The following is a 25845-nucleotide window of genomic DNA, read 5'->3' as shown; positions in this document are numbered from 1 at the left end:
TTTCAGCCCTCACCCTGGGCCAGGGCACATTCGACCGAGTCCGAGACCGTGAACACCTGCCGCAGGTCCGCTGCCTCCAGCGCGCGCAGCACGACCCGGCTGGAGGCCACCAGCCGCAGGGGCGTGCCCGCCTCCGTGCACCGCTGCTCGGCCTCAACAAGCAGCGACAGCCCGGCCGAGCCGAGGAAGTCCACCCGGGACAGGTCGACGACGACCGGGCTCGGCGCGCGGGCGGCGCGCCGCGCCTGGTCCAGTTCGCTGATCATCGCGGGCGCGGAGCACAGGTCCACGCCGCCGGTCACGGTCACCACCACCGCATCCCCGGTCACCCGGTGACGCACCGTGAAAACTTCCTCGGGCAACGGAACCTCCCGGACGCGCAACGGGCCAACCTGCTGCGGTCAGCCTAATGCGGGACCGGGAAGTCGGCACGGTCCGTGGCGGGCGGTCAGCCCGCGAGCGCGGGTGCGGCGTAGGCGGCCAGCCTCTCCCGCACGTCCGCCGGACCCGGCGCCGGTGGATCGAGCAGACCGGTCGTCACGCCGTCGCACAGGTCCTCGGCGAACCGCGCCACCACCCGCGGCGCGGGCAGGATGTCGGTGCCGAGGTAGGACAACACGATCAGGTCCTCACCGCAATGGGATTCGACCACCAGGGACCACCCGGTGTCCTCGCTCCAGATGAGCGCGGCGTCGCGGTCCGGGAACTCCGGCAGACGCCGTTCCAGCGCCAGGTAGGCGTTGGCCGGCGGCGGGTCGATCTGCACGAAGTAGGCGTTGCCCGCCAGGCCCAGCGCCTCGGTCACCAGCCGCACGTACCGCCGCAGCCCCCGGGCCTGCGCGTCCTCGTATTCCAGGTACATCTGCCCTCGCACTTCACCCACCTGGTCATCCGATGCCGCGCCGCTGCTTGACGCCGGAACCGGAAACCGGCCCCTTGACGAGTTCGAAACCGCTCATTGGCACGGCAGTATTACCCCGGGTGCGCTAATGCCAAACCTGCCATTTGCACGGAGGGTGCACGTGGGCATGGTCACGCCTTCGGGCTGGGTGACTCCTCCCCCTCGATGGTGAACGAGCCCAGCAGCCCGGTGATGTCCAGGATCCGCCGCGCGTAGCGGTCGACGTTGGCCAGCTTCACGGTGCCGCCCTGGTCCTCGGCGCTCGTCTTCGCCCTGATCAGGGCGCTGATGCAGGCGGAGTCGAAGAAGTTGAGGCCCTCGAAGTCGAGCACCAGGTGGATCACGCCGGATCCGAGCAACTTCTCCACGGCCTGGTCCAGCTGGTCCACCGCTCCGTGGTCGATCTCGCCGAGCAGCAGCACCCGTCCGGTGTCCCCGCTGCTCTCCGTGCGCACCACGGAAGCCGTGGCCGACCTGGTGGCGCCTTCGTCCGTCGTCATGGTTCGAACTCTCTCCAAAATCGTGGCCTCGGCTTCGGCCCCGGTTGTCGCCCGGCGCCCGTGTGCAATAAGTTTGCCGCAAAGCAACGGACTTCGTGGATCGTGCTCGCGTGCTCGCGGCCCTTCCACCATGCTGGAGCCAGGGAGCGATGACGACAACCTCGGACCGCAAGATCACCTCGGTGGTCAGCGATTTCCTTGACGAGCAAAGGGAAACGATCGTCGCGCTGTGGGCCGACTCACCGTTCTTCCGTTCCGTGTCCCAGGATTCCGACCAGGCCGCCGGCGACAGCGCCGAGATCCTGCGCGGCCTCCGCAAGGCCATCGCGGCCGGGGACGTGGACAACCCGGGCACCGAGGGCTTCGACGAGCTGCGCTCGCTGCTGACCGCGCTCGCCGCGCAGCTGGACGGCACCGAGGGCGTGAGCCCGCGCACCGCCGTCCAGGTGAGCCAGCTCAAGGACCCGCTGCTGCGCCTGTGGCGGGAGTCGGCGCCGGACCCGGAGCTGCTCACCGACGGCGCGCTCGTGCTGTCCGGCGCCGTGGACACCCTCCGCCTGGTGCTCGTCGAGTCCGCGCTCGCCTCCGCCAAGGAGACCCTGGCGATCCAGCGCGAGCAGCTGACCGAGCTGTCCACCCCGGTCATCAAGTTGTGGGACGGCGTGCTGGCCATCCCGCTGATCGGCACCCTGGACAGCATGCGCAGCCAGGTCGCCACCGAGAGCCTGCTGCAGTCGATCATGACGCACCAGGCCAAGGTCGCGATCCTGGACATCACCGGGGTGCCCACGGTCGACACGATGGTCGCCCAGCACCTGCTCAAGACCGCGATGGCCGCGCGCCTGATGGGTGCCGAGTGCGTCATCAGCGGTATCCGCCCGCAGATCGCGAACACGATGGTGCAGCTGGGCATCGACCTGGGTGAGGTCGCCACGCGCGCGCGGCTGGCCGACGCGCTGGCCTACGCCCTGAACCGGCTCGGGCTGGAAGTCGGCTCGTCCGCGGGACCGGGCGTGGTCTGATGGCGGGCGTCCCCATCGTCAACCTGAACGGCGTCCTGCTGGTCACCATTCAGGAGGAGCTCCTCGACCAGTCGGTGTCGGAGTTCGAGTCCGAGCTCACCGAGAAGGTCGTGGAGACCCGTGCGCGGGGTGTGCTCATCGACGTCTCGGTGCTCGACGTCATCGACTCCTTCCTGGCCCGCACGCTGCACGACATCGCCGCCATCACGTCGCTGATGGCGGCGCGCACGGTCGTGGTGGGCATGCGCCCCGCCGTGGCCATCACCCTCGTCGAACTCGGCCTGACCCTGCCCGGCCTGCTCACCGCGCTCTCCGTCGAGGAGGGTCTGTCACTCCTCGCCCCTTCACCGGGGCCCAGGCGGACGGCGCTGCGGTGACACGGGCGCCCTCCACGAGCACGGTCGCCATCCACGACGAATACGACATCGTGCATGTGCGGCACGCCGCCAGGGAGGCGGCGTCCACCGCGGGGTTCAGCCTCGTGCAGCAGACGAAACTGGTCACCGCGGCCAGCGAACTCGCCCGCAACGCCCTCGTCTACGGCGGCGGCGGGCAGGCGGAGATCGCGGTCGAGGACCTGGGCGGCAACCCGACGGTGCGGATGACCTTCACCGACAAGGGACCGGGAATCCCGGACATCGAGGCCGCGATGGCGGACGGGTTCACCACCGGCTCCGGCCTCGGCCTCGGGCTGGGCGGGGCCAAGCGGCTCGCCGACCAGTTCCGGATCGAATCCGTGCCCGGCCGCGGCACCAAGGTGGAGATCAGCATGTCCGTGCGGCGAAGCTCGGGCTCGTGACCCGGGACGACCTGATCGTGACCGAGCCGAGTCACGTCGGCCGCGCGCGCGTCATCGCCGCCTCGGCCGCCGCCCGGGCCGGGCTGCCACTGGAACGGGTGCACCTGGTGTCGCTCGCCGCCACCGAACTGGCGTCCAACCTGCTCAAACACGCCAAGCGCGGGGTGTTCAGCGTGGTTGCGGCCCTGGGCCGGGTCGACGTGCTCGCGGTCGACTGCGGCCCCGGGATCGGCCGGATCGAAGACAGCATGCGCGACGGCTTCTCCACCGTCGGGACGATGGGCGGGGGTCTGGGTGCCGTCCGCCGGGCCGCCGACGTCTTCGACCTCTACAGCCGCCGGGGCCAGGGCACCGCCGTGCTCGCGCGCTGGCATATCGCACCCGTCCGGCTGCCCGGACGGATGCGGATCGGCAGTGCGATCCTCACCGCACCGGGTGAGACGGAGTGCGGTGACCGGTGGACCGCGGAGGCGGCGGACGATACCGTGACTGTCGCGGTGAGTGACGGCTTGGGTCACGGCGGGTTAGCAGCCAGGGCCAGCGACGTGGCGATCTCCACTGTCGCCGCCCACACCGGCCTGCGCCCGGCTCGTATCCTGGAGCTGATGCAGCCGTCCCTCGCCTCCACCCGTGGCGCGACCGTGGCGGTCGCCCAGCTGACACCGGCGGAGGGACGCATGCGGTTCTCCGGGGTGGGCAACGTGTCCACCCGGTTCTACGCGGACCCGGACAGGTCCGTGCAGCGCATCGTGTCCCGGCACGGCATCGTCGGCGTCGCCGCGCGGTCCGGCCCGTCCGACTCGGCCTACGAGTGGTCCCCCCGCAGCTGGCTGGTCCTGCACACCGACGGGGTGTCGGACAAGTGGAGCAACACCGACTGGCCCGGCCTGTTCAACCACGACCCAGCCACCGTCGCCGGCTGGATCCTGGGGCAGCGCGGTCGCGGCCGGGACGACGCCTGCGTGCTCGTCGTCACCGGGGGCGGCGGGCGATGACCGGGACCCGGCGCGACGAGGCCGTGGAAGAGGTGCTGCGCGAGCTGCGCGAGACCATCGCGCGGCAGGAACGCGAGCTGCGGCTGCACCAGTCCGAGCTGGAGCAGACCAACGCCGGCCTGCTGGCCCTGCACGCCGAGGTCGAGCGGCAGCGGCAGCGCTCCGCCTTCCTGGACGAGGTGAGCCGCAGCGTGTCGGCCTCGCTGCGCGGCCGGGAGGTCGTGGAGGCCCTGGTCGGGCTCATCGAACGGGAGAACCTGGCCGACTGCGCGGGCGTGTGGCTGGCGGTGCCGGAGAGCCGTGGTCTCCAGCGGCTGCCGAACCCGGAGAGCCGGGCGGACGCGGCGGTGCAGCGGGTCGCTACGGGTCACCAGCCGCACGTCGAGCCGAAGCGGCTGCTGTTACCGCTGACCGTCGGCCCGCACCTGCTGGGCGTGCTCGAACTGCTGCGGGACGTCGAGTTCAGCGACGAGGAGATCCCGTTCCTCACCGCGGTCGCGGCCCGCTCCGCGGTCGGGCTGCGCAACGCGAACGAGTACGAACACGAACGGGAGCTGGCCGAGCGGCTGCAGCACGCGATGCTGCCCACGCTGTCCGCGCCCGACGACCTGGAGCTGTGCGCGCGGTACCGGCCCGCCGCGCGGGGTGTGAACATCGGCGGCGACTGGTTCGACGCGTTCACCCGCGCCGACGGCACGGTCGTGCTGACCGTGGGCGACGTCACCGGCCACGGACTCGACGCCGCCGTCGTGATGGGGAAGCTGCAGAACGCGCTGCGCGCCTACGCCGCCGAGGGGCACGGCCCCGCGGAGGCGCTGCGGCTGGCCCACCACGTGCTGCGTGGCCTGGACAGCTCGCTGTTCGCCACCGCCGTGGTCGCCGACCTCGAGCTGGCGACCGGCCGGATGCGCTGGGCGAGTGCCGGGCACCTGCCGATGCTGATCGCCGGTGCGCACGGCGTGCGGTACCTGGAGCGTCCGAACGCGCCGATGCTCGGGGTGCCGTTCGCGTTCGACATCACCGAGCACGAGGAGATCATCGCGCCGGGCAGTCACCTGCTGCTCTACACCGACGGGCTGGTCGAGCGCCGCGCCGAGGTGCTGGACGAGGGTCTGGACCGGTTGACCGGCGCGTTCACCGGGGTCACCGGGCTGCCCACGGACGAGGCGGGCGACCGGATCCTGACCGACATGCTGGGCGAGGACGAGCACGACGACGACGTGTGCCTGCTGCTGTGCCGCTGGTCGGTGCGGCCGGAGCCGGCGGCGCGTCACGGCGCCGGCTCGTCCCGGCCGCCGGCAGGCGGTCAGCCGACCGCGAACTCGGCCCACACCCACTTGCCGTCGGAGCCGGTTTCGTAGCCCCAGGCGTCGCTGACCGCCTCGACGATCACCAGGCCGTTGCCGCGCATCGGGTCGCGGTCACGCGCGCGCGGCACCGGGACCTGCACGTCGTCGTCCCACACGCGCAGCGTCAGGCGGTCCTCGCACTGCCGCAGCACCACGGTGACCTCGCCGTGCCCGTGCTCGACCGCGTTGGTCACCAGTTCGGAGGCCGCCAGGACGACGTCCTCGCGGGTGTCGTCGGGGACCTGCCAAGCTCTGAGCGCGGACGACGTGAACTCGCGGGCCTGCCCGGCTGCCGGTGCTTCCTCGGGCAGCCGGGTGACCGCCCGCCGCCACGCGGACGACGTGCTGCGTTGCTTCGTCGGGCGGCCCGAGCCGTCGGTCCTCACTGTGTCCTCCCGGTCCTGCAGCCAGCGGTTCTTTCCGCTCACGAAACGCTGCCTGTGTGGTTCCCCGTCGTGGGACGGATACACACGATCCGACCCGGTCCTCACTCGCGGTGAGTTCCGGTTAGGATCGTCGGACGGTTGAGCCGCCAGCCAGGTGTCGTGGCGGCTCGTCCAGGTAACCGGTGCAGCTTCCTTCTGGGCCGCCACGGCAGTACGCGGTGTAAAACGACGGTAGGAGGTATCTCGGGTGACCACCGAGTTGCGTGTCACGCGACGCCTCATCGACGGAGCCATCGTGGTCTCCGCGGACGGTGACGTGGACCTGACCAGTGCTGCCGACCTGGAGGAGCAGGTGGCCGCCGCCTGCGCCGATGCCCGCCCACCGGGTCCCGTGGTGGTCGACCTGTCCGGGGTGTCGTTCCTCGGGTCCATCGGTTTGAGCCTGCTCGTCAACGCGCACCAGAAGTGCCAGGACAACTCGCTGGAGCTGCGGGTCGTGGCCACCAGCCGGGCCGTGCTGCGGCCGCTGGAGGTGACCCGGCTGGACGAGCAGCTGCGGATCACGTCGTCCCTGGACGAGGCCGTGGCACCGCCCGCGACCGAAGTGAGCTGATTGCCCCCGCCCGGGCGGGGTACTCGCAGCCGGTGAGCCGAGCCGGGGAGCGAGACATGATCGTGGTGAGCCAGCGGGTGCCCATCCCGCCGGAGCGGGTGTTCGCCGTCCTGGCCGACGGCTGGCTCTATGCGAGCTGGGTGGTCGGGGCGGCCCACATCCGGCAGGTGGACAGCCACTGGCCCCAGGTCGGTTCGCGGATCCACCACAGTGTCGGGCCGTGGCCGCTGAGCGTGAAAGACGTCAGCGCCGTGGTGGAGGTCGAGGAGAACAAGCTCCTCGAGCTGGAGGCCCGCATGTGGCCGATGGGCGTCGCGAAGATCCGGCTCACCCTGACACCGGACTCCGACGGCGGGACCGACGTCGAGATGGGCGAGAAGCTGATGCGCGGCCCGCTGAGCCTCCTGCCCGCTCCGGTTCAAGGTGCCGTTCTGGCACCGCGGAACACGGAAGCCCTGCGACGCCTGGCGGACATCGCCGTGCACCGATAGGCGCGCTTGAGCTGCCAGCGTGCCCGGCGCGAAGCGCCCTGCCCCAAAAGTGAGCTGGGTGGTCATCCCGTCGCCTGAGGCCGTCAGATCACTGTGAGCCAGGCCCGCACCCTGCGCCGGGTCCGGCGGCCGAAGAACACAAGCGTGCGGGCCTGGCTCACAGTGATACGCCTCAATGCAGGCGACGGGATGACCACCCAGCGACCCACTGCATGAGGTGACCCGGCCAGCATCCCCGGTCATCCCGGAGCCTGCCCGTCCGGCGAGGACATCTTTTGATCTTTTTCTCTGGCCTTCGGCCAGGGGCGCCTCACGGCGCTGGGTGGTCGCTTTGGGTGCCGACCTCCCCCGCCCCCTCCGGGTGGAGTGTTTTCGGTCGCCGAGCAGGCGTGTCAAGGCGGGAAAGAGTACCTTGACACGCCTGGTCGGCGACCAAAGGCGGCTGGGGATCGGGGGCGGGGGAGGTCTGGGGACGCCGTGTGTCGCCTTGCGTTGCCGGCCGGCGGGAGGCTCGTGAGGTCTGGCGAGGTCGCACCGCGCCTCGCCTCGCGTCGCCGGGCGCCGGGAAGTCTCGTGGGCCCGCCTCGCGTCGCCGGGCGCCGGGAAGTCTCGTGGGCCCGCCTCGCGTCGCCGGGCGCCGGGAAGTCTCGTGGGCCCGCCTCGCGTCGCCGGGCGCCGGGAAGTCTCGTGGGCCCGCCTCGCGTCGCCGGGCGCCGGGAAGTCTCGTGGGCCCGCCTCGCGTCGCCGGGCGCCGGGAAGTCTCGTGGGCCCGCGCCTCGCCTGGTCTTGCCGGCCGCCGGGAGGTCTCGTGAGGTCCGTGCTTCCCCGAGCGTTGCCGGGTTCCGGTTCGGGTGGTGGTCCTGCCTCGCCTGGCGTTGCCGGGTCCGGTTCGGGTCGTGGTGATCCCGCCTCGCCGAGCGTGGCCGGCCGCCTGGTGGGTGGGGGTGGCTCGACCCGGCCGCGCCACCGATGGCGGTCGCTGCCTGGGGCGGGGGTGGTCCGTCTCCACCCGTCAGGAGTAGATCACCCGGTGCGCCGCCTGGATAGTCGCCCTGTAGAGGCCTCCCGCCATGCCGTTCCGGGCCAGTGCGGCTCGCGCTGCGTTGGCTCCTGGCGCACCGTGCACGGCGCCGCCCGGGTGGGCTGAAGCGCCCGCCAGGTAGAGCCGGTCCACGGGCGTGTCGGCGCGTGACAGGCCGGGCACGGGCCGGAACACGAACTGCTGGTGTATCGCCGCCGTCCCGGCGTTGATCGCGCCCTCCACCAGGCTCTGGTTGTGTTCCTGCAGCTCCCCCGGCCCCTGTACGCATCGCGCCCGGACCAGCCCCGTGAACCCGGGCGCCCGCCGCTCGATGGTGTCCTGCATCCGGTCGGCGTAGGCCTCCAGACGGCCGCGGTCCCACCGCTCGCCGCGTGGGACGTGGGTGTAGGCCCACACCGACTCCGTCCCGGCAGGCGAGCGGGACGGGTCCGCCGTGGTCATCTGGCCCAGCAGCAGGAACGGCCGCCCGGGCACGCGCCCGCACGCGAGGTCCGCCGCGTACCCCGTCAGGCCGTCGAGGTCCGCATCCAGGTGCACCACGCCCGACCGGCGCGCCTCGGGCGCCGTCCACGGGATCCTCCCCGACAACGCCCAGTCGACCTTGATCGTCGCGTTGTCCCACTGGAACCGCTCCAGGTCCGCGACGAACCTGGACGGCAGGTGCTCCTCGCCGACCAGCTCCCGGTACAGCGTCGGCGCCGGCACGTCGGCCAGCACCGCGCGCCGGGCCCGCACCAGCTCACCGTGTTCGTCGCGCACGCCCATCGCGCGGTTGCCCGCGATCAGCACGTCCCGCACCGCCCGGTTGCACTCCACCCGCCCGCCCCGGTCGGCGAGGCGCCGGACCAGGGCCGTGATCAGCCGCTCCGCGCCGCCCTCCGGCACCGGGAACCCGACGTCCTGCCCGGCCATCGCGAGCAGCCACCCGAACACGCCGCTACCCGCGTTGTCCGGCCCGAGGTCGGTGTGCAGGGCGTTGCCGGCGAACAGCAGCTTCGCGCCCTCGCCGTCGAACAGTTCCTCGCCCAGGCGCCGCACCGGCAGCGTCACCATCCGGACCAGCCGGTACGCCTCGGCCACCCCGATCCGGCGCACCAGGTTCGACGCGGACCGCACCGGCGGGAACGGGCGCAGCACGGAGTCCAGCAGGTCGTGCCTGATCCGCAGCCACTGGTCGAACGCGTCGCGCCACGCGCCGGCGTCCTTCGGCGCGAACGATGCCACCGACGCGGCTGTCTCGTCGATGTTCTGCGACAGGGCCACGCACCGGTCGTCGGCCAGGACGTGCGCCAGCACCAGCGGCGCGTGCTTCCAGACCAGGCCGTAGGCGTCGAGGCCCAGGTCCTGCAGCACCGGCGACGCGCGGCCGAGCGGGTAGAACGCGCTGCACAGGTCGCTGCGGAACCCGGGTGCGGTGATCTCGGCCGTGCGCACCGCACCACCGGGCTCCGGCTGGGCTTCGAGCACCAGCACGCTCCACCCGGCGTCGGCGAGCACGTTCGCCGCGACGAGCCCGTTCTGGCCCGCCCCCACGACGACCGCGTCGACTGTCTCGGTCACGACGCTCCTCTCAGGCCTGGGTCTGGCGGATCGGCCGCCCGAGCTTGATCCCGGCCAAGCGGTCGGACCACCGTCCCACATCCCGTGGCGCGAGCGGACCGCTGGCGGCGCCGCTGCCGTCGCGCATCCCGGCGATCACCTCGGCGAGCGTCTCCTTCGCGTCGTGGCGCGGTTCCCAGCCCAGGTGGGCGCGGGCGCGCGTGGTGTCCATCAGCGGCACCTGGTCGGCGAGCGTGAGCCAGCCGGGGTGCATCGGCTGCAGCCCGAGGCGCCACGTCGGCAGGGCCAGCCCGGTGATCAGCCGTCGCGGCACCGGCACCCGGAAACCGCCGAGCAGCTCGGTGAGGTCGTGCACGCCGAGGACCGGTTCGGCCGCGAGGTTGAACGCGCCCTCCGCGCGCCGGTCCAGCATGCGGCAGATCGCGTCGGCGACGTCGCCGGAGTGCACCACCTGGCCGCGCAGCCCGTCCCACAGCGGCACCGGCAGCCAGCGGTTGCCGAGGATCCCGGTGGGCAGCAACGGGCTCAACGTCCAGCGCGCCAGCTGCGACCCGGACTCGTGCTGCGCGACGGCGCACGGCCGGAACACCGCCACCCCGATGTCCGGGTGCTGCCGCGCGAACAGCTCGACCAGGCGTTCCAGGCGCGCCTTGTCCCGGCTGTAGGCGCTGCCCGGGACGCCGGCGCGCGGCCAGTCCTCGTCGACGCGCGTCCAGCGCGGGCCCGGCGTGTAGGCGGCGACCGAGGAGGCGCAGACCAGGTGCGGCACCCCGGCGTCGGCCACGGCCGCGAGGACCTCCTGGGAGCCCTCGATGTTGGTCCGGTTGCGGGGCGGCTCGTCCGTGCCGGGGTGGATCGCCCAGGCCAGGTGCACGACGGCGTCGGCACCGGTGAAGACCTTCGGCAGCACGTCCGGGGCTTCGTCGGAGTCGAGGTCGCACTCCACCCACTCGGCCACGTCGTAGGGCGGGCGCCGGGCAGGCACCCGCCGCGCGAGCCCGACGATGTCCCACTCCGGCCGGTGCGCCGCCGCGCGCAGGAAGGCCGTCCCGATGTTCCCGGACGCGCCCGTCACCACCACCCTCATACCCGCCGTGTTCCACCGGCTCGTCCCGGTTAACCCCGCGGCCGATACCTTTCGCGGAATTGCCGCCAGCGCGCGGCGGTCCCTACCGTGCTGCCGATGACGACCTACCTGCTCGTGCACGGCGCGTGGCACGGCGGCTGGTGCTGGGACCGCGTGGCGGCGCCGCTGCGCGAGCACGGCCACCGCGTGTTCACCCCGGACCTCACGATGGACGCCGCCGCCGGCCTGCACACCCACGCCGCCGAGGTGGCCGCGCTGCTGGTGGACGAGGACCTGCGCGACGTCGTCCTCGTCGGCCACAGCTACTCGGGTTTCGTCGTGCGCGAGGCGGCGGACCGGGTCCCGGAGCGGGTCGCGCGGATCGCGCTGGTCGACGCGTGGTTCGGCCGTGACGGCGAGTCGATGGACAGCCGCGCGCCCGAGTGGTTCACGCAGTGGGTGGACTCGCTGACCACCGGGCACCTGATCGGCGTGCCGCCCGCCGCGACCGTCGGTGTCACCGACCCCGTCGACGTGAAGTGGCTCGAAGCCAACCTCGTCCCGCACCCGCGCCGGTCGTTCGCCGAGCCGACGACGCTGTCCGGCGCGGTCGAGCGCATCCCCTGCCGCGCCGTGGTGTGCCTGCCCGGCGAGCGGCTGCCCTTCGCCGGATGGGCCGCGGAGCGGGGCTGGCCGGTCACCGGGCTGCGCAGCGGTCACGACTGCATGATCACCGCGCCGGACGCACTCGCCCGGATCCTTCAGTCCACAGTGGACTAGTCGGCCGACCCGGGCTCGGACATCTTCCGGTGCAGGGCCGCCTTCGCCGGGTCCGGCACGGCCCGCGCGGCGGTGGCCTGCACCTTGTTGCGCACCGAGCCGGCGACCACCTTGTCCTTGCCCGCCATCATCGCGGCGAAGCCCTGCTCGGCGACCTGCGCCGGGTCGTCCTTGGGTCCCTGCGCGATCTTCGTGTCGGTCATCCCGGCGCGCTCGAAGAACTCGGTGTCGGTCGGGCCCGGCATCAGCACGGTGACGGTCACACCGCTGTCCTTCAGCTCGTCGCGCAGCGCCTCGGCGAACGACGCCAGGAACGCCTTCGTCGCGTTGTAGACGGCCTGGAACGGGCCGGGGGTCATCGCCGCGACGGAGGACGTGAACAGCACCCGGCCGGCGGCCTGCTCGACCATCACCGGCAGCAGGCGCCGGGTCAGGTGCACGGCCGACGTGACGTTGAGGTGCACCACGTTCAGCTCGTCGCGCAGCGAACCGTCCACGAACGCGCCGCCGACGCCCACCCCGGCGTTGACCGCCAGCGCGGCCACCGGCCGCCGCGTCGACGCCACCGCGGCGACGAGGTTCTCCACACCGTCGTAGGAGGCGAGGTCGCCGCGCACGGCCAGGACCTGCCCGCCGAGCGCGGTCAGCTCGCGGTGCGCGTCGTCCAGTTCCGGGTTCTCCGCCGCGATCACGAGGTCGTACCCGTGCCGGGCGAACTGCTTCGCCAGCTCCCGGCCGATCCCGGTGGACGCCCCGGTGACGACCGCGAGCGGTCTCGTGCTTGGAGTGGTCATGGTGGGCGGATACCCCGTTCGGGCCGCCGGAACCGGCTACGGTGGTAGCGGAGCTCCACTGGCGAGAGGAACCATCGTGACCGAGGCCTGGCACCGCCCGCTGCGGCACATCAAGGGCGGCGAGCTGTCCGGGGACACGGCGCAGACCAGTGGGATGCGCCGGCTGGAGGCGATCTCGGGCCGGACGGCCGGTTCCGAGAAGGTCTGGATGGGCGAGACCCACGTCGGCCCCCGGACCAACTCCGGTGACCACCACCACGGTGAGGCCGAGACGGCGATCTACGTGAAGTCCGGGCACCCGGTGTTCGTCTTCGCCGACGGCGACGAGGAAATCCGGCTGGAGACCGAGCCCGGCGACTACATCTTCGTGCCTCCCTACGTCCCGCACCGCGAGGAGAACCCCGGCGACGAGGACGCGGTGGTCGTCATCGCGCGCAGCAGCCAGGAGGGCATCGTCGTGAACCTGCCCAGCCTGTGGGCGCCGGTGGACGAGCAGGGCTCTTGAGCCGTCGGGGCTCAAACCCACTTCGCGCGGGCTCTGTTGGTCCTCGCTCCGGGGCCACGTATGATCGCGCCAGCGTCAAGCAGCCGGCGCCCATCGCCGTCCGAACGGCGGACGGAACGACTGAGGCGGAGGCTTGACGATGCGTGAACTCCGGCGGACACGACGACGTCCGCGCTCATCCGCGTTACCCATGCTCCGGTTCTGATCGCCTGCCGATCCCGGACCACCCCCACATCGCGGTACCCGCTCACCACCCGCCGTCGCCGCGGGCGGTCCGGCGGTGTGCCCGAGGACGCACACGCGGAGAGAACCGATCCATGACCAGACCCGAGCGGCCCGCCCCGCTGGCCCGACTCGATGACGTCACCGTCGCACTGGAAAGCCTGCGCGGCGGCATCGACGAAGAGGAGCCGCTGGACGCGGTCCTCCAGCGGCTGGCCGAGACCGCGGTCAACGCGATCGCGGACGCCGACGGCGTGAGCGTCACCGTGCTCGACGAGAGGGGGCCGCGCACCGCCGCGATCACCCAGGGCGAGCTGAGGGGGATCGACGAAGCCCAGTACGCCGCGGGCGACGGGCCGTGCCTGCTCGCGATCCGCACGCACGAACCGGTCCGTGCGGTGTCCAAACCGGACAGTCGATGGCCCGCGTTCGCCGCCGCCGCCGAGCAGTGCGGTGTGCTGGCCTACCTCGCCGTTCCCCTGCTGCTGGGCACCGGCGCGCGGGACGGTCAGGAACTGGTGGGCTCGCTGAACCTCTACAGCCGGGTGGACGGGGCGTTCGACCCGTTCGACCAGAAGCTGATGCGGTTGTTCACCGGCGCCGCCTCGGCCGCGATCAGCAACGCGCGCCGCTGGTACCACGCGCGCCAGCAGATCCGGCACCTGGAGAACGCGCTCACCTCGCGGGCCGAGATCGACCAGGCCAAGGGCGTCCTGATGGCCGTGCACGGCATCAGCGCGGACGAGGCGTTCGACCGGCTGGTGGAGCAGTCGCAGCGGCAGAACACGAAGCTCCGCCAGGTGGCGATCGACCTGCTGGACTCCGTGCGCGCTCGCTGACGGTCGCGGCGGGGCGCGGCCCTACGGGGAACCGCGCCCGCCGGAAACCGGCGCCGGTGGCGGGTCAGGTGCCGCACGGCCGGCGCATCGCCACGCGCGGCCAGCGGTCCAGCCCCCGCGCGGCCTCCGCCGCCCGGATGCGCCGCAACCCGGGCGGCAACTCCTCCGGCGCCAGCCGCACGAACCCGCACCGCTCGTAGTAGGGCGCGTTCCACGGGACCTCGGCGAACGTCGTCAGCGTCAGGGCCGGGAACCCGGCGCGCCCGGCCACCTCGATGAGGGCCCGCCCGATGCCGCGGCGCGCGGCGGCCGCGTGCACCGACACCTGCTCGATGTGCAGGCACCCGTCCACCGGCGCCGCGACCAGGTACGCCACCGGCTCCGGCTCGACCGCCACCCACGCGAACGGGTACCCCGCCAGGTCCTCCGGTGCGGGCAGGTCGTCGTCGGCTATTTCCGGCATCCCGATGTCCCGGAAGCACTCACCCGCCGAACGTTCGATGTCCGGCAGCACCGTGAGATCGGCCGCTGTGGCCGCGCGGATCCGCATGACCACCAGTGTGACCGGGTACCGCCTGGACGATGGCACGCTTTTCGCACCCCTGGTACTGGCTGGCACGAGCCTGGCGCTTCCCCGGCCGGGAACGCGAGGCTGTCCTGCAGGCGGCCAAGATGGCGATCGCCGCCGTGCTCGCCTGGCTGGTGGCGCGCGTGGTCATCCCGTCGCCGCAATCGTTCATCGCGCCGTACACCGCGGTGTTCCTGATGACGGAGACGGTGTACCGGTCCGTGACCAACGCCGCGCAGCAGGCCGGCGCGATCCTGCTCGGTCTGGCGATCGCGTACGTCGCGGCGCACCTCATCCCGTCGGCGGTACTGGCACTCGCGGTCGCCGTGTTCGTCGGCGTGCTGCTGGGCCAGTGGCACCGCTTCGGCACCAGCGGCATCTGGGTCGGCGTCAGCGCACTGCTGATGATCTCCTACGGCACCGCCGGCAACCTCGTCTACCTGGCGGAGCGGCTGGGCGAGAGCCTGCTCGGCGCGACGATCGGCGTGGCGGTGAACACGATCGTCCTGCCGCCGGTGCACCTGCGCCACACCCGCGACGCGGTGGCCGCTCTCGCCGGTGAGGTGCGTGACCTGCTCAATTCGATGGCCGCCGACCTGCGTGACGCCTGGGACACCGATACCGCGGCACGCTGGCTGCGCAACGCCCGCCGCCTGGACGAGGCGGTGCGCCGGGCTGACGACGCGGTCAGCTGGGGCCGGGAGAGCGTGAGGTTCAACATCCGCTGGCTGCTGGACCGGCGCCGCGGCCGCACCGCGCTGCCCTCGGCGTTCGAATCGCCGCTGAACATCCTCAGCGACGTCTCCGAGCAGGTCAAACGCATCGCTGACGCCCTCAACACGGCCGCCCAGCAGGAGGAGTCCGACCGCGAGTTCACCGGCGAGTTCGCCCGCCTGATGGACGAACTCGCCGCCGCCGTCACCTGTCTGGACCAGTCCGAGGGCCGCCTGCCGGAGCTGCCCGGTCACCTCGACGAGGTCGCGGCACGGCACCGGGACCTGACCCGGTGGGTGCACGCGGAGCCCGTCACGACGATCACGCGTCAGGCGGAGGACGCCGCGTTGCTGGCCGTCGCCCGCTCGATGCGGGCGCTGGACGCGGCCGCCCCGCGGTGACCCCGCCGGGTCACCGCCCGGCGAGCAGCTCCTCCATCTCGCCCAGCACGTCGGCGGTCGACACGTTCGCCACGAACGAGTCGTCGTGCTCGCAGCGCGGCAGGTCCTCGCGGGTGCAGTCGACCCCGCACACCGGGCAGTGGGAGGTCCACGAGATCAGCACGCGGTGCCGCGACCGGCCCAGCGGGCCCGCGTTCACGACGTTGCCCATCCAGTACACGCTGACCGTCGGCGCGCCCACCGCGGCCGCGAGGTGCCGCGGCCCGCTGTCGTTGCCGGCGAACGCCCGGCACCGGTCCAGCACGCCCACCAGCGCGGACATGCTCAGCGACGTCAGCGGCCGCACCGGCGCCCCGGCCGTCCCGGCCACTCGCTCCACCAGTTCACGCTCGTCGGGCGCCCCGATCACGACCACGCCGCGCCCGCTGGACGCGAGTTTCGCCGCGACCTCGGCGAACCGCTCCGCGGGCCATCGGCGGCGCGGATCGCCGGCGCCGGGGTGGATCACGACGAGCGGTTCGGGCAGGCCGGCCAGCACCTCGTCCGCCGCGGCCCGGTCGGCGCCGGTCACCGTGATCGACGGTTCCAGCTCGACCGGCGGCGCACCGGCCAGCCCGGCGACCTCCAGCGCGCGCAGGACTTCGTGCTGGTAGTACCGGAACGGCAGCCATCGGTCCGCCTCCGCAGCGTCCGGGGTGCGCGCCCCGACCAGGTACTTCGGTTCCAGCCTGCGCAGAAAGGGGTTCGAGTTGCGCCCGCCGCCGTGCAGCTGGACGGCCAGGTCGACCGGTTTCACCGCGTCGAACCACGCCTGCTGTTCGGCCTCGTCGAACGGCTTGCCCGCGGGCTCGTGCACGTTCAGGTAGGGCGGGAGCGGCCGCACCTCGCTGACCGGCGAGGGGCGGCCGGCGAAGAGTTCTCGGTGCAGTTCCGTGCCCAGCAATACGATCTCCGCGTCCGGGTAGGCGTCGTGCAGTGCGGCCATCGCCGGCACCGCGAACAGCAGATCCCCCAGCCCCCCGCCGCGCAGCACGGCGATCCGGCGCACGTCCGGCCATTTCGCTTCGATCGGGCCGACCGCGGGCCCGCGCTCCGTGTTCACCACGGCATCGAAGTGCCCGGTTCCGCAGGCAGCAAACGGAAATGTTTCGCCGGCCGTGATCCGGCTACTGGTGGAGCAGGAGGAGAAGGAGGTGGACATGGCAGGCGAGACCAAGGACGTGGCTCCCATCACACCGGACCTCGTCCGGCTGGTGTCGGAGACCGCGCCCACGGTCGTGGTGCTCGGCGACGCGATCCTCGACGTGTGGCTGTCCGGCCACTGCGAACGCATCTGCCGGGAGGCCCCGGCGCCCGTGGTCGACGTGGGCGCGCGGGCCACCTCACCCGGCGGCGCGGCCAACACCGCCGCGAACCTGGCCGCGCTGGGCGCGCACGTCCGGTTCGTCAGCGTGGTGGGTGACGACGAGCCCGGCCGCGAGCTGGCCGGCCTGCTGGACGAGCACGGCGTGGACACCGCGAACCTGCTCACCGCGACCTCGCGGCGGAGCATCAGCAAGCAGCGGGTCGTGGCCGACGAGCAGGTCCTGCTGCGCTTCGACGAGGGCGACCGCGACGACCTCCCCGCGGTCCAGACGAACCGTCTCGCCAAGGCCCTGGAGAAGGCGCTGACCGGCGCCGACGCGCTCATGGTGTGCGACTACGGCAACGGCCTGCTCGGCGGGCCCCTGCGTGACGCGGTGGCCCGGCTGCGCGCGGACATCCCGTTGCTGGTGGTCGACGCCCACGACTTCGAACAGTGGCGACGGGCTCGGCCCGACCTCGTCACGCCCAACGCCGCGGAGGCCGCGAGCCTGCTCGGCGCGGACCTGCCGGAAGACGGCGAGGAACGCGCGCGGCTGTTCGAGGACGAGCGCGGCACGCTGCTCGACCGGACCGGCGCGTCGGCCGCGGTGGTGACCATGGACCGGCACGGCGCCATGCTGCTCACCGGCGAGGGCCGCGGGTACCGCACGTGGGCCGTCCCGGCGCCGGAGAGCCAGGCCAGCGGTGCCGGGGACACCTTCGCGGCGGCGCTCGTGCTGGCCCGGGCCGCCGGCCTGCCCACCACGAGCTGCATGGAACTGGCGCAGGCGGCGGCGAACGTCGTGGTGCACAAGGACGGCACCGCGGTCTGCACCCCGGCCGAACTGTCCCTGGCGCTGAGCCGCGAGCGCGAAGCCGAGGTGCCGGCGCACGAGCTGGCGCGCGCGGTCGCCGCGCACCGCGAGGCGGGGCGCCGGGTCGTGTTCACCAACGGCTGCTTCGACGTGCTGCACCGCGGGCACATCACCTACCTCAACGAGGCCAAGCGGCTCGGCGACGTGCTGATCGTCGCGGTCAACTCCGACGAGAGCGTCCGGCGGCTCAAGGGACCCGACCGCCCGGTCAACACGGCGCAGGACCGGGCGGCGGTGCTGTCGGCGCTGAGCTGCGTGGACCACGTCGCGGTGTTCGACGAGGACACCCCGGTCAAGATGCTCGAACTGCTGCGGCCGCAGCTGTACGTCAAGGGCGGCGACTACACCGAGAACATGCTGCCCGAGGCGCCGACCGTGCGGTCCTACGGCGGCGAGGTGCGGGTGCTGGGTTACGTCGCCGACCACTCGACGACCTCGGTCATCGAGAAGATCCGGACCTCGGCCCCGGTCGGGGAGGGCGCGTGAGCGTCGACGTCCTCATCCCGACGTGCGAGCGCCCGGCCGAGCTCGCCGTGACGCTGTCCGGACTGGCGGCGCAGGACTTCCCGGACTTCGCCGTGCACGTGGCGGACCAGTCCGACGGCGACGCGTCGTACGACAGCGCGCCGGCGCGGACGATGGTGCGGGCGCTGCGCTACCGCGGGCACCCCGTCCACCTCAGCCGCAACCTGCCCCGGCGCGGCCTTGCCCAGCAACGGAACTACCTGCTGGACCGGTCCACCGCGGACTACGTGCTGTTCCTGGACGACGACGTGTGGCTGGAGCCGGGTGCGCTGGAGCGCCTGCACTCGGCGATCACCGAGCTGGGCTGCGGCCTGGTCGGCAACGCGGTCACCGGACTGTCCTTCCTGGAGGACCGACGGCCGCACGAGCTGGCGCCGTACGAGGAGTGGCCGGGCGCCCCGGAGCCGGAGCAGCTGATGCCCGGCACCCGCGAATGGCAGCGGTGGACCCTGCACAACGCGGCGAACCCGACACACCTGTCCGAACGCGTCGCCGACCGTCCGAAGTGGACCGCGTACAAGGTCGCGTGGATCGGTGGCTGCGTGATGTTCGACCGCGAGGCGCTGGTGAGCGTCGGCGGGTTCGAATTCTGGCAGGAGCTTCCCGCCGAGCACTGCGGCGAGGACGTGCTGGCGCAGATGAAGGTGATGGCCAAGTACGGCGGCGCGGGCATCCTGCCCACCGGTGCCGTGCACCTGGAGTCACCGACCACCGTGGTGAACCGGGACACCGAAGCCTATGACGTCGTTCCCCGTGAGGATCATGACTGAACCCGTTTCCCAGCACCGGCTCCGGCTCCGCGACGAGTTCCTGCAGCGGGCCGCGGCGGAACTGTTCAAACACGACGAACGAGTGCGCGGCCTCGACCTCGAGGTCCGCTTCGACGGCGGGGTCGCGCACCTGACCGGCGAGGTCGGCGACCGCGCGCAGCTGGACACCGCCCGCGAGCTGATCGGGCGCCTGGACGGGGTGTTCGGCGTGTGGGACCGGGTCCGGGTCGGCGGCCGGGAGCCGCTGATCCTGGACCTGGGCTGCGGCGGGCAGAAGCAGTACCCCGGGAACGTGGGCGTGGACCTGCTGGCGACCGACCAGGTGTCGGTGCGGGCGGATGTGTCGGCGCCGCTGCCGTTCGCGGATTCGTGCGCCGACCGGGTGTTCCTGGTGCACATCCTGGAGCACCTGATCGACTTCCTGCCGCTGGTCGACGAGGTGCACCGGGTGCTGCGGCCGGACGGGGTGGCCTTCGTCCTGTCGCCGTGGTGGCGCTACGTGAACGCCGTCGCCGACCCGACGCACGTGCGGTTGCTGGACGTGCAGACGATCAAGGGCATCTGCCGCCGCCCCGGCTCGCCGCGGACGTGGTTCCCGCTCCACGCGGGCTGCGACGGAGCCAGCATCTTCGCCGAACTGCGCCCCGTCAAGGACGACTCCGCGGAGCCGCCGGGGGCGGCGCACCTGGCCCGCTTCTTCGACTAGCTGTTCTGTCCTGAGCGGTTGGGGACGCGGCGGGCGGCTGGACCGGTCGGCCATGCCCGCCGCAGCGACCACCCGCCTCGCCAGGCGCAGTCTCCCGACCGGGGTCAGGGCGCGTCAGCGTGGCTCACCGCGTTTCGCGGCGGACGGCCGGGTTACCCGGTGCTCACTTCGTCCTGAAGGAGTGACCATGACCGGGCGTTCCGCAACCGCGGCGACGACACGGCGGCCGGTGCAGCCCGCGGCCGCCCTGGTCGCCGTGGTGTTCCTGCTCGTCGGCGTCCTCGGGTTCATCCCGGGCATCACGAGCCACTACGACGACCTCACCTTCGCCGGGCACCACTCCGGCGCCCTGCTCCTGGGGGTGTTCGCCGTGTCGGTCCTCCACAACATCGTGCACCTGCTGTTCGGCATCATCGGGCTCGCGCTGTCCCGCAGCCCGGGCGGGTCCCGCGGGTTCCTGGTGATCGGCGGGTTCGCGTACCTCGTGCTGTGGGTCTACGGTCTCGCGATCGACCAGCACAGCGGCGCCAACTTCGTGCCCCTCAACAACGCCGACAACTGGCTGCACCTGGCCCTGGGCGTGGGCATGATCGCGCTCGGCTGGGGACTCACCGCCGTCGAGCGCCGCCGGGAGAGCCGCGCCACCTAGATCCCGGACAGCTGGGGCAGCGTCGCGGTGCGCCCGGCCAGCAGCATGACCAGCGCCTGGATCGGGCCGCGGACCTCCGCACCCTCGCCCGCGCTCCATTCGGCGTCCGTCGCGATGAGACGGTGACCGGTGAGCCGTTTGCGGGCGTGGAAGGGAAATCCGATCTCCCACAGGTGCTCGGCCGCCGCGACCGCCGCACCGGACGGCATCGGCAGGTGCCGGCCGAGCGGCATCGCGATGTCCTGCGCGTGGACGTGCACGTCCATCAACGCGTTGTCCAGCGTCTGCCCGGGCGCCAGCCGCCGCACGCCGACGCCGCCGCGCAGCATCCGGGTGACGTCGGCCGGTGACCGTTTCGCCGACTCCGCCCTGGTCAGCGTGTCGACCATGCGGTTGAAGCTGCCGCGGGCGCGGACCGCCGCCTTGAGGACGGTGCCGACCGAGGTGTGGGGCGCGAGCGCGACGTGGGTGGCGACGTCGTGCACCGTCCAGCCCGCGCACAGCGACGGGCGCGTCCACTCCGCGCCGGTCAGGGTCTCGAGGAGATCGGCAAGGCGTGCGCGTTCCGCGTCGATCGCCAGCCACTTGTCGTTGTGGTCCATGGGAACCTCGCCGAAACTGGTAAGATAGTCGGACTAGATTAGTCCGAGTCTCTGACCATCGTCAAGGAGTTCGCGGTGAACACCGGTCTGCTGCTCTACATCCCGTACCGGCACCTGGAGAACCGGGTGATGACCGCGATCCGGGCCGCGGGGTTCGACGTCACGCTCGCGCAGGCGCGGCTGCTGCAGCGGCTCAACCCGGGCGGGAGCCGGCTGACCGAGCTGGCCGAGGCGGCGCAGGTGACCAAGCAGACCGCCGGGTTCCTGGTCGACCAGCTGGAGCGGGCCGGGTACGTGCGGCGGGTCCCGGACCCGACCGACGGCCGGGCGCGGCTGATCCAGGCCACGGCGAAGGCCCGCGCGGCGGCGCCGATCGCCGAGGACGAGATCGCGCGCATCGAGAAGGAGTGGGAGGAGCACGTGGGCAAGCGGCGGATGACCCAGCTGCGCGAGGCGCTGGGGAAGCTCTGCGAGATCACCGACCCCTACCGCTGACCGGACGCCCTGCGGCGGCAGGGTGCGCGGCCCGGCACGCCGGAGAGGCACGGTGCAGCGCGCCCCACAACTGCCACCCTGCGCCACCGCTCGCCACGCAGCGCGGGCGGCCCTCGGACGGGTGCGCGGCGCCCCCGGCGTCACAAGGCGTGGGCAGGCCCAGCCAGCTGCTCAGCGTTCACGACACGGCGGATCGCCCGTTCGGACCGTGCCGGCTCCTCATCGGACCCGGCTGCCCGCAGTTCACCGCCCCATGCGCTCGCGCCGGCTCCTCACCGCGCCCGGCCGCCCACGACGAAGCGCACCGCCCCCACGGCCGAGGCACCTTCCCGCCGGGCCGTCCACGGCACAGCGCACCCCCCACGCGGCCGCGCCCCGCCAGCTCCTCACCGAACCGGCTGCCCACGACGCATCGCACCACCCCCACGGCCGAGCCACCTTCCCGCCCAGCCCGCGCCGCCCACCATCCACGGCACCGCGCACTCCCACGCAACCCACGCCGCCCACGCCCAGCCAAATCCTCACCGAACTCGGCCGCCCGCGACGCATCGCACCACCCCCACGGCCGAGCCACCTTCCCGCCCAGCCCGCGCCGCCCACCATCCACGGCACCGCGCACCCCCAGGCAACCCACGCCCAGCCAGCTCCTCACCGAACCGGCCGCCCACCCCCCGACACGCCCCGCGCCACCCCAGCAGCCCTCAGCGCACCGGGCTGCTCACCGCGTGTGCGGCCACCAGCGTCGCCGCCATCGAGGCCGCCGTCTGGCGCACGTCGTAGTCCCGCTGGGCGCGCGCCCGGGCGGCTTCGGCGAGCTTGCGGCGCAGCGCGCCGTCGGTGGTGACGAGGTCCAGCGCCGCCGTCAGGGCGTCCGCCGAGCCGGGCGGCACGATCATCGCGGCGCCGGCCAGCTCCTCGACCGCGTCGCCGACCGCCGTGGTCACGCAGGGCAGCCCGTGCGCCATCGCCTCCAACACGGCCAGCGACAGCGTGTCCCGCCGCGACGGCAGGCAGAACACGTCCAGCTCGCGCAAGAAAGCGCTTACGTCCCGCAACCGCCCGAGGAACCGCACCGGCAGCCCCCGTGCGCGCTCGGCCAGGTCCCGCCCGTCACCGGCCACCAGCACCCGCACCGCGCGGCCCCGGCGGTGCAGGGCGGCCACCGCGGGCAGCAGATCGGGCCCGGTCACCCCGCCGATCGCACCGATGACCACGGGGGTCCGCTCCGCGACCCGCACCGGCGCGTCCGGGATCTCCACGCCGGGCCGGACGCGGCTGATGCGTTCGGCCGGCGTCCCCAGCTCGCGCAGCTTCGCCTCGACGACCCGCGACGGCGCCACCGCCCGCGCCAGCCGGCGGTAGCAGTCCCACACCACGCTCGCCGCGGGCGCACCACCGGCCCGGTGCAGGGTCGCCACGGTCGGCGCCACGGCCTCCGCCGCCTGCACCGCGGCCAGGTTCACCCCCGCGTCGACCAGGTTGACGTGCACGACGTCCGGCGCCAGCGCCCGCAGCGCCGCCTCGACCTGCGGCGCCCACATGCTGCCCAGCGCGGACGGCACGACCTGCACCGGCACCCGCTCCGGGAACGCGCCGGCCAGGTTCTCGCTCACCACCAGGCTCGGGGCGACCTCGGGCGGCAGGAAACGCAGCAGCCGCCGGATGTAGACCTCGGCGCTGCCGAATGAGGCGTTGTCCACCACCATTGCCACGTTCAGGCGTTCCATCGCCACTCCACGTAGTCGGCATACCGGGAAACAGCTACCCGTTCCTTGATCACTCACACGTTTTCACCCTGGAGTGTGACGCCGCCCGACGATGCTCCTGCCGATGACGCGAGAGGTCAAGGCGGTTGCGCGCGATCCGCACGGGTATCCGCCGGAAATGCTGAACGCGATCCTGCGGGGCGCCGCGGCCGGAGCGGCCGGGGCGACCGCGCTCAACGCCACGACCTACGCCGACATGGCGGTGCGCGGACGGCCGCCCAGCACGACTCCCGAGGAATCCGTCCGCAAGATCGCACACGCCCTCGGCACCCGGGTCCCGGGCGACGAGCAGCACCGGCAGGCCCGGGAAAGCGGTCTCGGCGCGCTCCTCGGGCTCGCCACCGGTACCGCGGTCGGCGCGGCCTACGGCGCGCTGCACGGCGCGGGCTGGCGGCCGGACGTCCTGACCGGCGGGCTCGCCGCGACCGGCGCCGCCCTGGTCGCGGCCAACGGGCCGATGACCGTCCTGCGCATCACCGACCCGCGGAAGTGGAGCCTGGCCGACTGGCTCAGCGACCTGGTGCCGCACGTCGCGTACGGCTTCGTCACCGCCGCGACCTTCTCCGCGACCGTCCGGAAGCGCCGGCGCTGACCCACCCGTCCGGGGGCAGGTGTAGCGGAACCGCCGAGGGGTATTCCGCGCCCAGGTACGAACCGGGAGGACACCATGGGCAGGCACCGCCTCGACGACGCCGGCCGGGAACCGAAGTGGGGCGGTCCGGCCCTCACCGCCGGTGCCCGGCGCGATACGCCCCCGCGGCACGCTCGGCCGGACGACGAGCCGGTCACCCAGCCCCTTGACAGCGCTCTCCGCGGCGAGGCCGCCGCCCTCTAACAGAGATAAGCCCGTTCGGGTTGATTAGTCCGATTCGGAATCGGGTACTGCTGCCGCCGTGACACCAGAGGTGGTCGTGGTCGGGCAGATCGCCCGTGACCTCGTCCTGCGCGTGGCGGACGCCCCGGCGGCGGGCACCGCGGCCGCGGTGCGCTCGCGGGACGAGGTGCTCGGCGGCAAGGGTGCGAACCAGGCGGTCGGCGTCGCGCAACTCGGCGTGCCGGTCGCGTTGCTCGCCGTGGTGGGCGACGACCGCGCCGGGCACGACCTCCTCGCGCACGCCGCCGCCGACGGCATCGACGTCTCCCGCTCCGTGGTGCGCGAGCACGCACGCTCCGCGCTCATCGTGAACGTCGTCGACGACCACGGCCAGTGGCGTTACCTCGAGGACATCCCTGACGACGTCCTCGTCACCGAAGACGACGTGCTCGCCGCGGCCGGTCTGCTGCGCGGCGCGTCCTCGGTCGTCCTCCAGCTCCAGCAGCCCGCGGCGACCGTCCGGACCGCCGCCCGGATCGCCCGGGAAGGCGGCGCGCGGGTGGTGCTCGACGGCGTCCCCGCCGACGAGGACCTGCTCGCCTGCGCCGACATCCTGCGCGCGGACGCGCACGAAGCCGAGATTTTCACCGGACAGCCCGTCGGCAATGTGGCCGAAGGGGTCAAAGCGGGCGTTATGCTGCTCGCGCACGGGCTCGATCTGGCAGTACTCGAAGTGGCCGGGCACGGCAACGTGTTCGTCAGCCGGGCCGGCTACGAGTTCCTCCCGCACGACGACGCGGACGTCGTCGACACCACCGGCGCGGGAGACGCCCTGGTCGCGACCCTGACCTGCGCACTCACGCGCGGTCAGGAGCTGCGCACCGCCGCACGGGCGGCGGTCGCGGCAGCGGCGAGCACAACCGAACACGCCGGGGGACGGCCCCGGCTCAACCCCGGCATCCTCGAGTCGCGGAAGCAACCATGACCCTCAGCCAGCCCCGACCGGCAACCCGGATACTGATCGCCCCGGACCGCGCGGCGCCCCCGGTGCCGTGCGAAGAATGCGGTTACCCCGCCCTGCGGATCGCCAAGCTCGTCGACGAAGCCGGCGAGGCGCTCGCGACCCTGCTGGTCTGCACGAACTGCCGGGCGCACACCCCGTTCCCGGAGATCCCCGCGCCGCGTTCTTGAGCGTGGGTCGCCGGAGGCGTCGGCGCCACGGCCGGCCGGTCAGTACGACAGCTCCTTGGCCGCCGCCTGCGCCGTGGCGAGTTCCTGGCACAGCTGCACCGTGATCTCCTGCGCGCGCGCCAGCGCGGCGGTCGCGTCGAAGACCGAGGTGACCAGGGTTTCGAACCCGCCCTGATCACCGGGCACGTCCAGGTTCCCGAGCCACAACTGCCGTTCCAGCCAGGTGCCGAGTTCGGGCAGGCTGCGCGCCACGTTCTGCGACAGCAGCTTGAGTGATCCGAGCACCTGGAAGATCTCGTCGGCACCGTCGATGCCGGTTACACCGCCCACCCCCGAGGCGCGGTGGTACAACCCACGCGTCGCCTGCTGGGCCTGTTCCGCCAGCCCCCCGCAGCTGGCCGCCACCTCACTGTTCCGTGACACGTCCATGTTCGCCGGTCCCCTGTCTCACGCCGGTCGTCGGTGCTTGAGCCTTCCCGTTCCGGGCCGAAACCAAACCGTGGCGCTGAAAACGTTCAGTAACGGTCCGTGGCGGGTAGGTGGTGCGGGGCACCAGGGGAA

At 72.8% G+C, this 25845-nt stretch carries 31 protein-coding genes; 19 read left to right on the top strand and 12 right to left on the bottom strand.

What is annotated here, in order from left to right; all coding sequences use genetic code 11:
• Window positions 1-2: 2 nt before the first annotated feature.
• From FB470_RS17325 to FB470_RS17315, 3 genes are all read right to left on the bottom strand, one after another.
• Window positions 3-362, bottom strand: a complete 360-nt coding sequence (locus tag FB470_RS17325; RefSeq protein ID WP_306992810.1) for an STAS domain-containing protein — start codon at window positions 360-362, stop codon at window positions 3-5.
• An 86-nt stretch (window positions 363-448) separates the two neighbouring features.
• On the bottom strand, window positions 449-883 hold the full coding sequence (locus tag FB470_RS17320; RefSeq protein ID WP_306992808.1) for a DUF6292 family protein: 435 nt from the start codon (window positions 881-883) through the stop codon (window positions 449-451).
• Window positions 884-1032: 149 nt separating this feature from the next.
• The gene (locus tag FB470_RS17315) at window positions 1033-1401 is read right to left on the bottom strand and encodes an STAS domain-containing protein (RefSeq protein ID WP_306992807.1); all 369 of its coding nucleotides are present in this window, start codon (window positions 1399-1401) and stop codon (window positions 1033-1035) included.
• A gap of 149 nt (window positions 1402-1550) precedes the next feature.
• On the opposite strand from FB470_RS17315, the gene FB470_RS17310 reads away from it, so the two are divergent.
• The 5 genes from FB470_RS17310 to FB470_RS17290 are packed head-to-tail and all read left to right on the top strand — an operon-like array spanning window position 1551 to window position 5578.
• Entirely contained in the window at window positions 1551-2423 is an 873-nt protein-coding gene (locus FB470_RS17310) for an STAS domain-containing protein (RefSeq protein WP_306992806.1), read from the top strand.
• Window positions 2423-2800: an STAS domain-containing protein gene (locus FB470_RS17305; protein WP_306992805.1), complete on the top strand. Its 378-nt coding sequence runs from the start codon at window positions 2423-2425 to the stop codon at window positions 2798-2800. Before FB470_RS17310 ends, FB470_RS17305 begins: the two co-directional genes overlap by 1 nt.
• Entirely contained in the window at window positions 2797-3222 is a 426-nt protein-coding gene (locus FB470_RS17300; protein WP_306992804.1) for an anti-sigma regulatory factor, read from the top strand. The genes FB470_RS17305 and FB470_RS17300 overlap by 4 nt, the downstream gene beginning before the upstream one ends.
• Window positions 3219-4217 carry a SpoIIE family protein phosphatase gene (locus FB470_RS17295; protein ID WP_306992803.1) on the top strand — a complete coding sequence of 333 codons (999 nt, stop codon included), beginning with the start codon at window positions 3219-3221 and terminating at the stop codon, window positions 4215-4217. Before FB470_RS17300 ends, FB470_RS17295 begins: the two co-directional genes overlap by 4 nt.
• The gene (locus FB470_RS17290) at window positions 4214-5578 is read left to right on the top strand and encodes a PP2C family protein-serine/threonine phosphatase (protein WP_306992802.1); all 1365 of its coding nucleotides are present in this window, start codon (window positions 4214-4216) and stop codon (window positions 5576-5578) included. The genes FB470_RS17295 and FB470_RS17290 overlap by 4 nt, the downstream gene beginning before the upstream one ends.
• Here the strand turns inward: FB470_RS17290 and FB470_RS17285 are convergent.
• Window positions 5524-5994, bottom strand: coding sequence for an ATP-binding protein (locus FB470_RS17285; RefSeq protein WP_306992800.1), 471 nt, complete (start codon window positions 5992-5994; stop codon window positions 5524-5526). The genes FB470_RS17290 and FB470_RS17285 overlap by 55 nt on opposite strands.
• A 205-nt stretch (window positions 5995-6199) precedes the next feature.
• Here FB470_RS17285 and FB470_RS17280 point away from each other — a divergent pair, with 205 nt between their 5' ends.
• Window positions 6200-6565, top strand: coding sequence for an STAS domain-containing protein (locus FB470_RS17280; RefSeq protein WP_306992798.1), 366 nt, complete (start codon window positions 6200-6202; stop codon window positions 6563-6565).
• A gap of 56 nt (window positions 6566-6621) precedes the next feature.
• Window positions 6622-7056 (top strand): SRPBCC family protein, encoded by a 435-nt coding sequence (locus FB470_RS17275; protein WP_306992796.1) that lies wholly within the window; start codon window positions 6622-6624, stop codon window positions 7054-7056.
• 1012 nt (window positions 7057-8068) lie between these two features.
• Here the strand turns inward: FB470_RS17275 and FB470_RS17270 are convergent.
• Window positions 8069-9658 (bottom strand): phytoene desaturase family protein, encoded by a 1590-nt coding sequence (locus FB470_RS17270; RefSeq protein ID WP_306992795.1) that lies wholly within the window; start codon window positions 9656-9658, stop codon window positions 8069-8071.
• 10 nt (window positions 9659-9668) lie between these two features.
• Window positions 9669-10745, bottom strand: coding sequence for an NAD-dependent epimerase/dehydratase family protein (locus tag FB470_RS17265; protein ID WP_306992793.1), 1077 nt, complete (start codon window positions 10743-10745; stop codon window positions 9669-9671).
• Window positions 10746-10841: 96 nt separating this feature from the next.
• Here FB470_RS17265 and FB470_RS17260 point away from each other — a divergent pair, with 96 nt between their 5' ends.
• The gene (locus tag FB470_RS17260; RefSeq protein ID WP_306992791.1) at window positions 10842-11504 is read left to right on the top strand and encodes an alpha/beta fold hydrolase; all 663 of its coding nucleotides are present in this window, start codon (window positions 10842-10844) and stop codon (window positions 11502-11504) included.
• Here the strand turns inward: FB470_RS17260 and FB470_RS17255 are convergent.
• Window positions 11501-12298: an SDR family NAD(P)-dependent oxidoreductase gene (locus FB470_RS17255; protein ID WP_306992789.1), complete on the bottom strand. Its 798-nt coding sequence runs from the start codon at window positions 12296-12298 to the stop codon at window positions 11501-11503. The genes FB470_RS17260 and FB470_RS17255 overlap by 4 nt on opposite strands.
• Window positions 12299-12374: 76 nt before the next feature.
• Here FB470_RS17255 and FB470_RS17250 point away from each other — a divergent pair, with 76 nt between their 5' ends.
• Together FB470_RS17250 and FB470_RS17245 are read left to right on the top strand one after the other, a co-directional pair.
• On the top strand, window positions 12375-12803 hold the full coding sequence (locus FB470_RS17250) for a cupin domain-containing protein (protein ID WP_306992787.1): 429 nt from the start codon (window positions 12375-12377) through the stop codon (window positions 12801-12803).
• A gap of 317 nt (window positions 12804-13120) precedes the next feature.
• A complete protein-coding gene (locus FB470_RS17245; protein WP_306992786.1) occupies window positions 13121-13864 on the top strand; it encodes an ANTAR domain-containing response regulator in 744 nt (247 codons plus the stop codon).
• A 64-nt stretch (window positions 13865-13928) separates the two neighbouring features.
• On the opposite strand, the gene FB470_RS17240 is transcribed toward FB470_RS17245, so the two are convergent.
• Window positions 13929-14414 (bottom strand): GNAT family N-acetyltransferase, encoded by a 486-nt coding sequence (locus tag FB470_RS17240; protein ID WP_306992785.1) that lies wholly within the window; start codon window positions 14412-14414, stop codon window positions 13929-13931.
• Between the two features lie 32 nt (window positions 14415-14446).
• On the opposite strand from FB470_RS17240, the gene FB470_RS17235 reads away from it, so the two are divergent.
• Window positions 14447-15547: an FUSC family protein gene (locus FB470_RS17235; protein WP_306992784.1), complete on the top strand. Its 1101-nt coding sequence runs from the start codon at window positions 14447-14449 to the stop codon at window positions 15545-15547.
• 10 nt (window positions 15548-15557) lie between these two features.
• Here the strand turns inward: FB470_RS17235 and FB470_RS17230 are convergent, their stop codons facing one another.
• A complete protein-coding gene (locus FB470_RS17230) occupies window positions 15558-16649 on the bottom strand; it encodes a glycosyltransferase family 9 protein (RefSeq protein WP_306992783.1) in 1092 nt (363 codons plus the stop codon).
• Between the two features lie 97 nt (window positions 16650-16746).
• On the opposite strand from FB470_RS17230, the gene rfaE2 reads away from it, so the two are divergent.
• The 4 genes from rfaE2 to FB470_RS17210 all read left to right on the top strand — a co-directional run bounded on the left by rfaE2 (window position 16747) and on the right by FB470_RS17210 (window position 20416).
• Window positions 16747-18252 carry a D-glycero-beta-D-manno-heptose 1-phosphate adenylyltransferase gene (rfaE2, locus tag FB470_RS17225; RefSeq protein ID WP_306992781.1) on the top strand — a complete coding sequence of 502 codons (1506 nt, stop codon included), beginning with the start codon at window positions 16747-16749 and terminating at the stop codon, window positions 18250-18252.
• A complete protein-coding gene (locus tag FB470_RS17220; RefSeq protein ID WP_306992779.1) occupies window positions 18249-19061 on the top strand; it encodes a glycosyltransferase family 2 protein in 813 nt (270 codons plus the stop codon). The genes rfaE2 and FB470_RS17220 overlap by 4 nt, the downstream gene beginning before the upstream one ends.
• On the top strand, window positions 19054-19767 hold the full coding sequence (locus FB470_RS17215) for a BON domain-containing class I SAM-dependent methyltransferase (protein ID WP_306992777.1): 714 nt from the start codon (window positions 19054-19056) through the stop codon (window positions 19765-19767). The genes FB470_RS17220 and FB470_RS17215 overlap by 8 nt, the downstream gene beginning before the upstream one ends.
• Before the next feature lie 187 nt (window positions 19768-19954).
• The gene (locus FB470_RS17210) at window positions 19955-20416 is read left to right on the top strand and encodes a DUF4383 domain-containing protein (protein WP_306992775.1); all 462 of its coding nucleotides are present in this window, start codon (window positions 19955-19957) and stop codon (window positions 20414-20416) included.
• Here FB470_RS17210 and FB470_RS17205 read toward each other — a convergent pair.
• Window positions 20413-21018 (bottom strand): maleylpyruvate isomerase family mycothiol-dependent enzyme, encoded by a 606-nt coding sequence (locus FB470_RS17205; protein WP_306992773.1) that lies wholly within the window; start codon window positions 21016-21018, stop codon window positions 20413-20415. The genes FB470_RS17210 and FB470_RS17205 overlap by 4 nt on opposite strands.
• A 75-nt stretch (window positions 21019-21093) precedes the next feature.
• Here FB470_RS17205 and FB470_RS17200 point away from each other — a divergent pair, with 75 nt between their 5' ends.
• Window positions 21094-21513 carry a MarR family winged helix-turn-helix transcriptional regulator gene (locus tag FB470_RS17200; RefSeq protein WP_306992771.1) on the top strand — a complete coding sequence of 140 codons (420 nt, stop codon included), beginning with the start codon at window positions 21094-21096 and terminating at the stop codon, window positions 21511-21513.
• A gap of 701 nt (window positions 21514-22214) precedes the next feature.
• Here the strand turns inward: FB470_RS17200 and FB470_RS17195 are convergent.
• A complete protein-coding gene (locus tag FB470_RS17195) occupies window positions 22215-23240 on the bottom strand; it encodes a glycosyltransferase family 4 protein (protein WP_306992770.1) in 1026 nt (341 codons plus the stop codon).
• A gap of 157 nt (window positions 23241-23397) precedes the next feature.
• Here FB470_RS17195 and FB470_RS17190 point away from each other — a divergent pair, with 157 nt between their 5' ends.
• From FB470_RS17190 to FB470_RS17180, 3 genes are all read left to right on the top strand, one after another.
• Window positions 23398-23871, top strand: coding sequence for a hypothetical protein (locus FB470_RS17190; RefSeq protein ID WP_306999320.1), 474 nt, complete (start codon window positions 23398-23400; stop codon window positions 23869-23871).
• A gap of 301 nt (window positions 23872-24172) precedes the next feature.
• On the top strand, window positions 24173-25078 hold the full coding sequence (locus FB470_RS17185) for a PfkB family carbohydrate kinase (protein ID WP_306992768.1): 906 nt from the start codon (window positions 24173-24175) through the stop codon (window positions 25076-25078).
• Entirely contained in the window at window positions 25075-25284 is a 210-nt protein-coding gene (locus FB470_RS17180; RefSeq protein ID WP_306992766.1) for a hypothetical protein, read from the top strand. The genes FB470_RS17185 and FB470_RS17180 overlap by 4 nt, the downstream gene beginning before the upstream one ends.
• Before the next feature lie 39 nt (window positions 25285-25323).
• On the opposite strand, the gene FB470_RS17175 is transcribed toward FB470_RS17180, so the two are convergent.
• Complete coding sequence (locus FB470_RS17175; RefSeq protein WP_306992765.1) at window positions 25324-25713, bottom strand: hypothetical protein; 390 nt, start codon at window positions 25711-25713, stop codon at window positions 25324-25326.
• Between the last annotated feature and the right edge of the window lie 132 nt (window positions 25714-25845).

This window comes from Amycolatopsis thermophila, assembly GCF_030814215.1.
Lineage (GTDB): Bacteria > Actinomycetota > Actinomycetes > Mycobacteriales > Pseudonocardiaceae > Amycolatopsis_E > Amycolatopsis_E thermophila.
This window is presented reverse-complemented; position numbering and strand designations above follow the sequence as displayed.

Coding starts and splice junctions, on each gene's coding strand:
- FB470_RS17240 (WP_306992785.1), bottom strand. CDS start 14,414: ATGCGGATCCGCGCGGCCACAGCGGCCGATCTCACGGTGCTGCCGGAC.
- FB470_RS17260 (WP_306992791.1), top strand. CDS start 10,842: ATGACGACCTACCTGCTCGTGCACGGCGCGTGGCACGGCGGCTGGTGC.
- FB470_RS17310 (WP_306992806.1), top strand. CDS start 1,551: ATGACGACAACCTCGGACCGCAAGATCACCTCGGTGGTCAGCGATTTC.
- FB470_RS17190 (WP_306999320.1), top strand. CDS start 23,398: ATGCTGAACGCGATCCTGCGGGGCGCCGCGGCCGGAGCGGCCGGGGCG.
- FB470_RS17210 (WP_306992775.1), top strand. CDS start 19,955: ATGACCGGGCGTTCCGCAACCGCGGCGACGACACGGCGGCCGGTGCAG.
- FB470_RS17245 (WP_306992786.1), top strand. CDS start 13,121: ATGACCAGACCCGAGCGGCCCGCCCCGCTGGCCCGACTCGATGACGTC.
- FB470_RS17275 (WP_306992796.1), top strand. CDS start 6,622: ATGATCGTGGTGAGCCAGCGGGTGCCCATCCCGCCGGAGCGGGTGTTC.
- FB470_RS17175 (WP_306992765.1), bottom strand. CDS start 25,713: ATGGACGTGTCACGGAACAGTGAGGTGGCGGCCAGCTGCGGGGGGCTG.
- FB470_RS17255 (WP_306992789.1), bottom strand. CDS start 12,298: ATGACCACTCCAAGCACGAGACCGCTCGCGGTCGTCACCGGGGCGTCC.
- FB470_RS17235 (WP_306992784.1), top strand. CDS start 14,447: ATGGCACGCTTTTCGCACCCCTGGTACTGGCTGGCACGAGCCTGGCGC.
- FB470_RS17305 (WP_306992805.1), top strand. CDS start 2,423: ATGGCGGGCGTCCCCATCGTCAACCTGAACGGCGTCCTGCTGGTCACC.
- FB470_RS17215 (WP_306992777.1), top strand. CDS start 19,054: ATGACTGAACCCGTTTCCCAGCACCGGCTCCGGCTCCGCGACGAGTTC.
- FB470_RS17205 (WP_306992773.1), bottom strand. CDS start 21,018: ATGGACCACAACGACAAGTGGCTGGCGATCGACGCGGAACGCGCACGC.
- FB470_RS17195 (WP_306992770.1), bottom strand. CDS start 23,240: ATGGAACGCCTGAACGTGGCAATGGTGGTGGACAACGCCTCATTCGGC.
- rfaE2 (WP_306992781.1), top strand. CDS start 16,747: ATGGCAGGCGAGACCAAGGACGTGGCTCCCATCACACCGGACCTCGTC.
- FB470_RS17315 (WP_306992807.1), bottom strand. CDS start 1,401: ATGACGACGGACGAAGGCGCCACCAGGTCGGCCACGGCTTCCGTGGTG.
- FB470_RS17290 (WP_306992802.1), top strand. CDS start 4,214: ATGACCGGGACCCGGCGCGACGAGGCCGTGGAAGAGGTGCTGCGCGAG.
- FB470_RS17180 (WP_306992766.1), top strand. CDS start 25,075: ATGACCCTCAGCCAGCCCCGACCGGCAACCCGGATACTGATCGCCCCG.
- FB470_RS17265 (WP_306992793.1), bottom strand. CDS start 10,745: ATGAGGGTGGTGGTGACGGGCGCGTCCGGGAACATCGGGACGGCCTTC.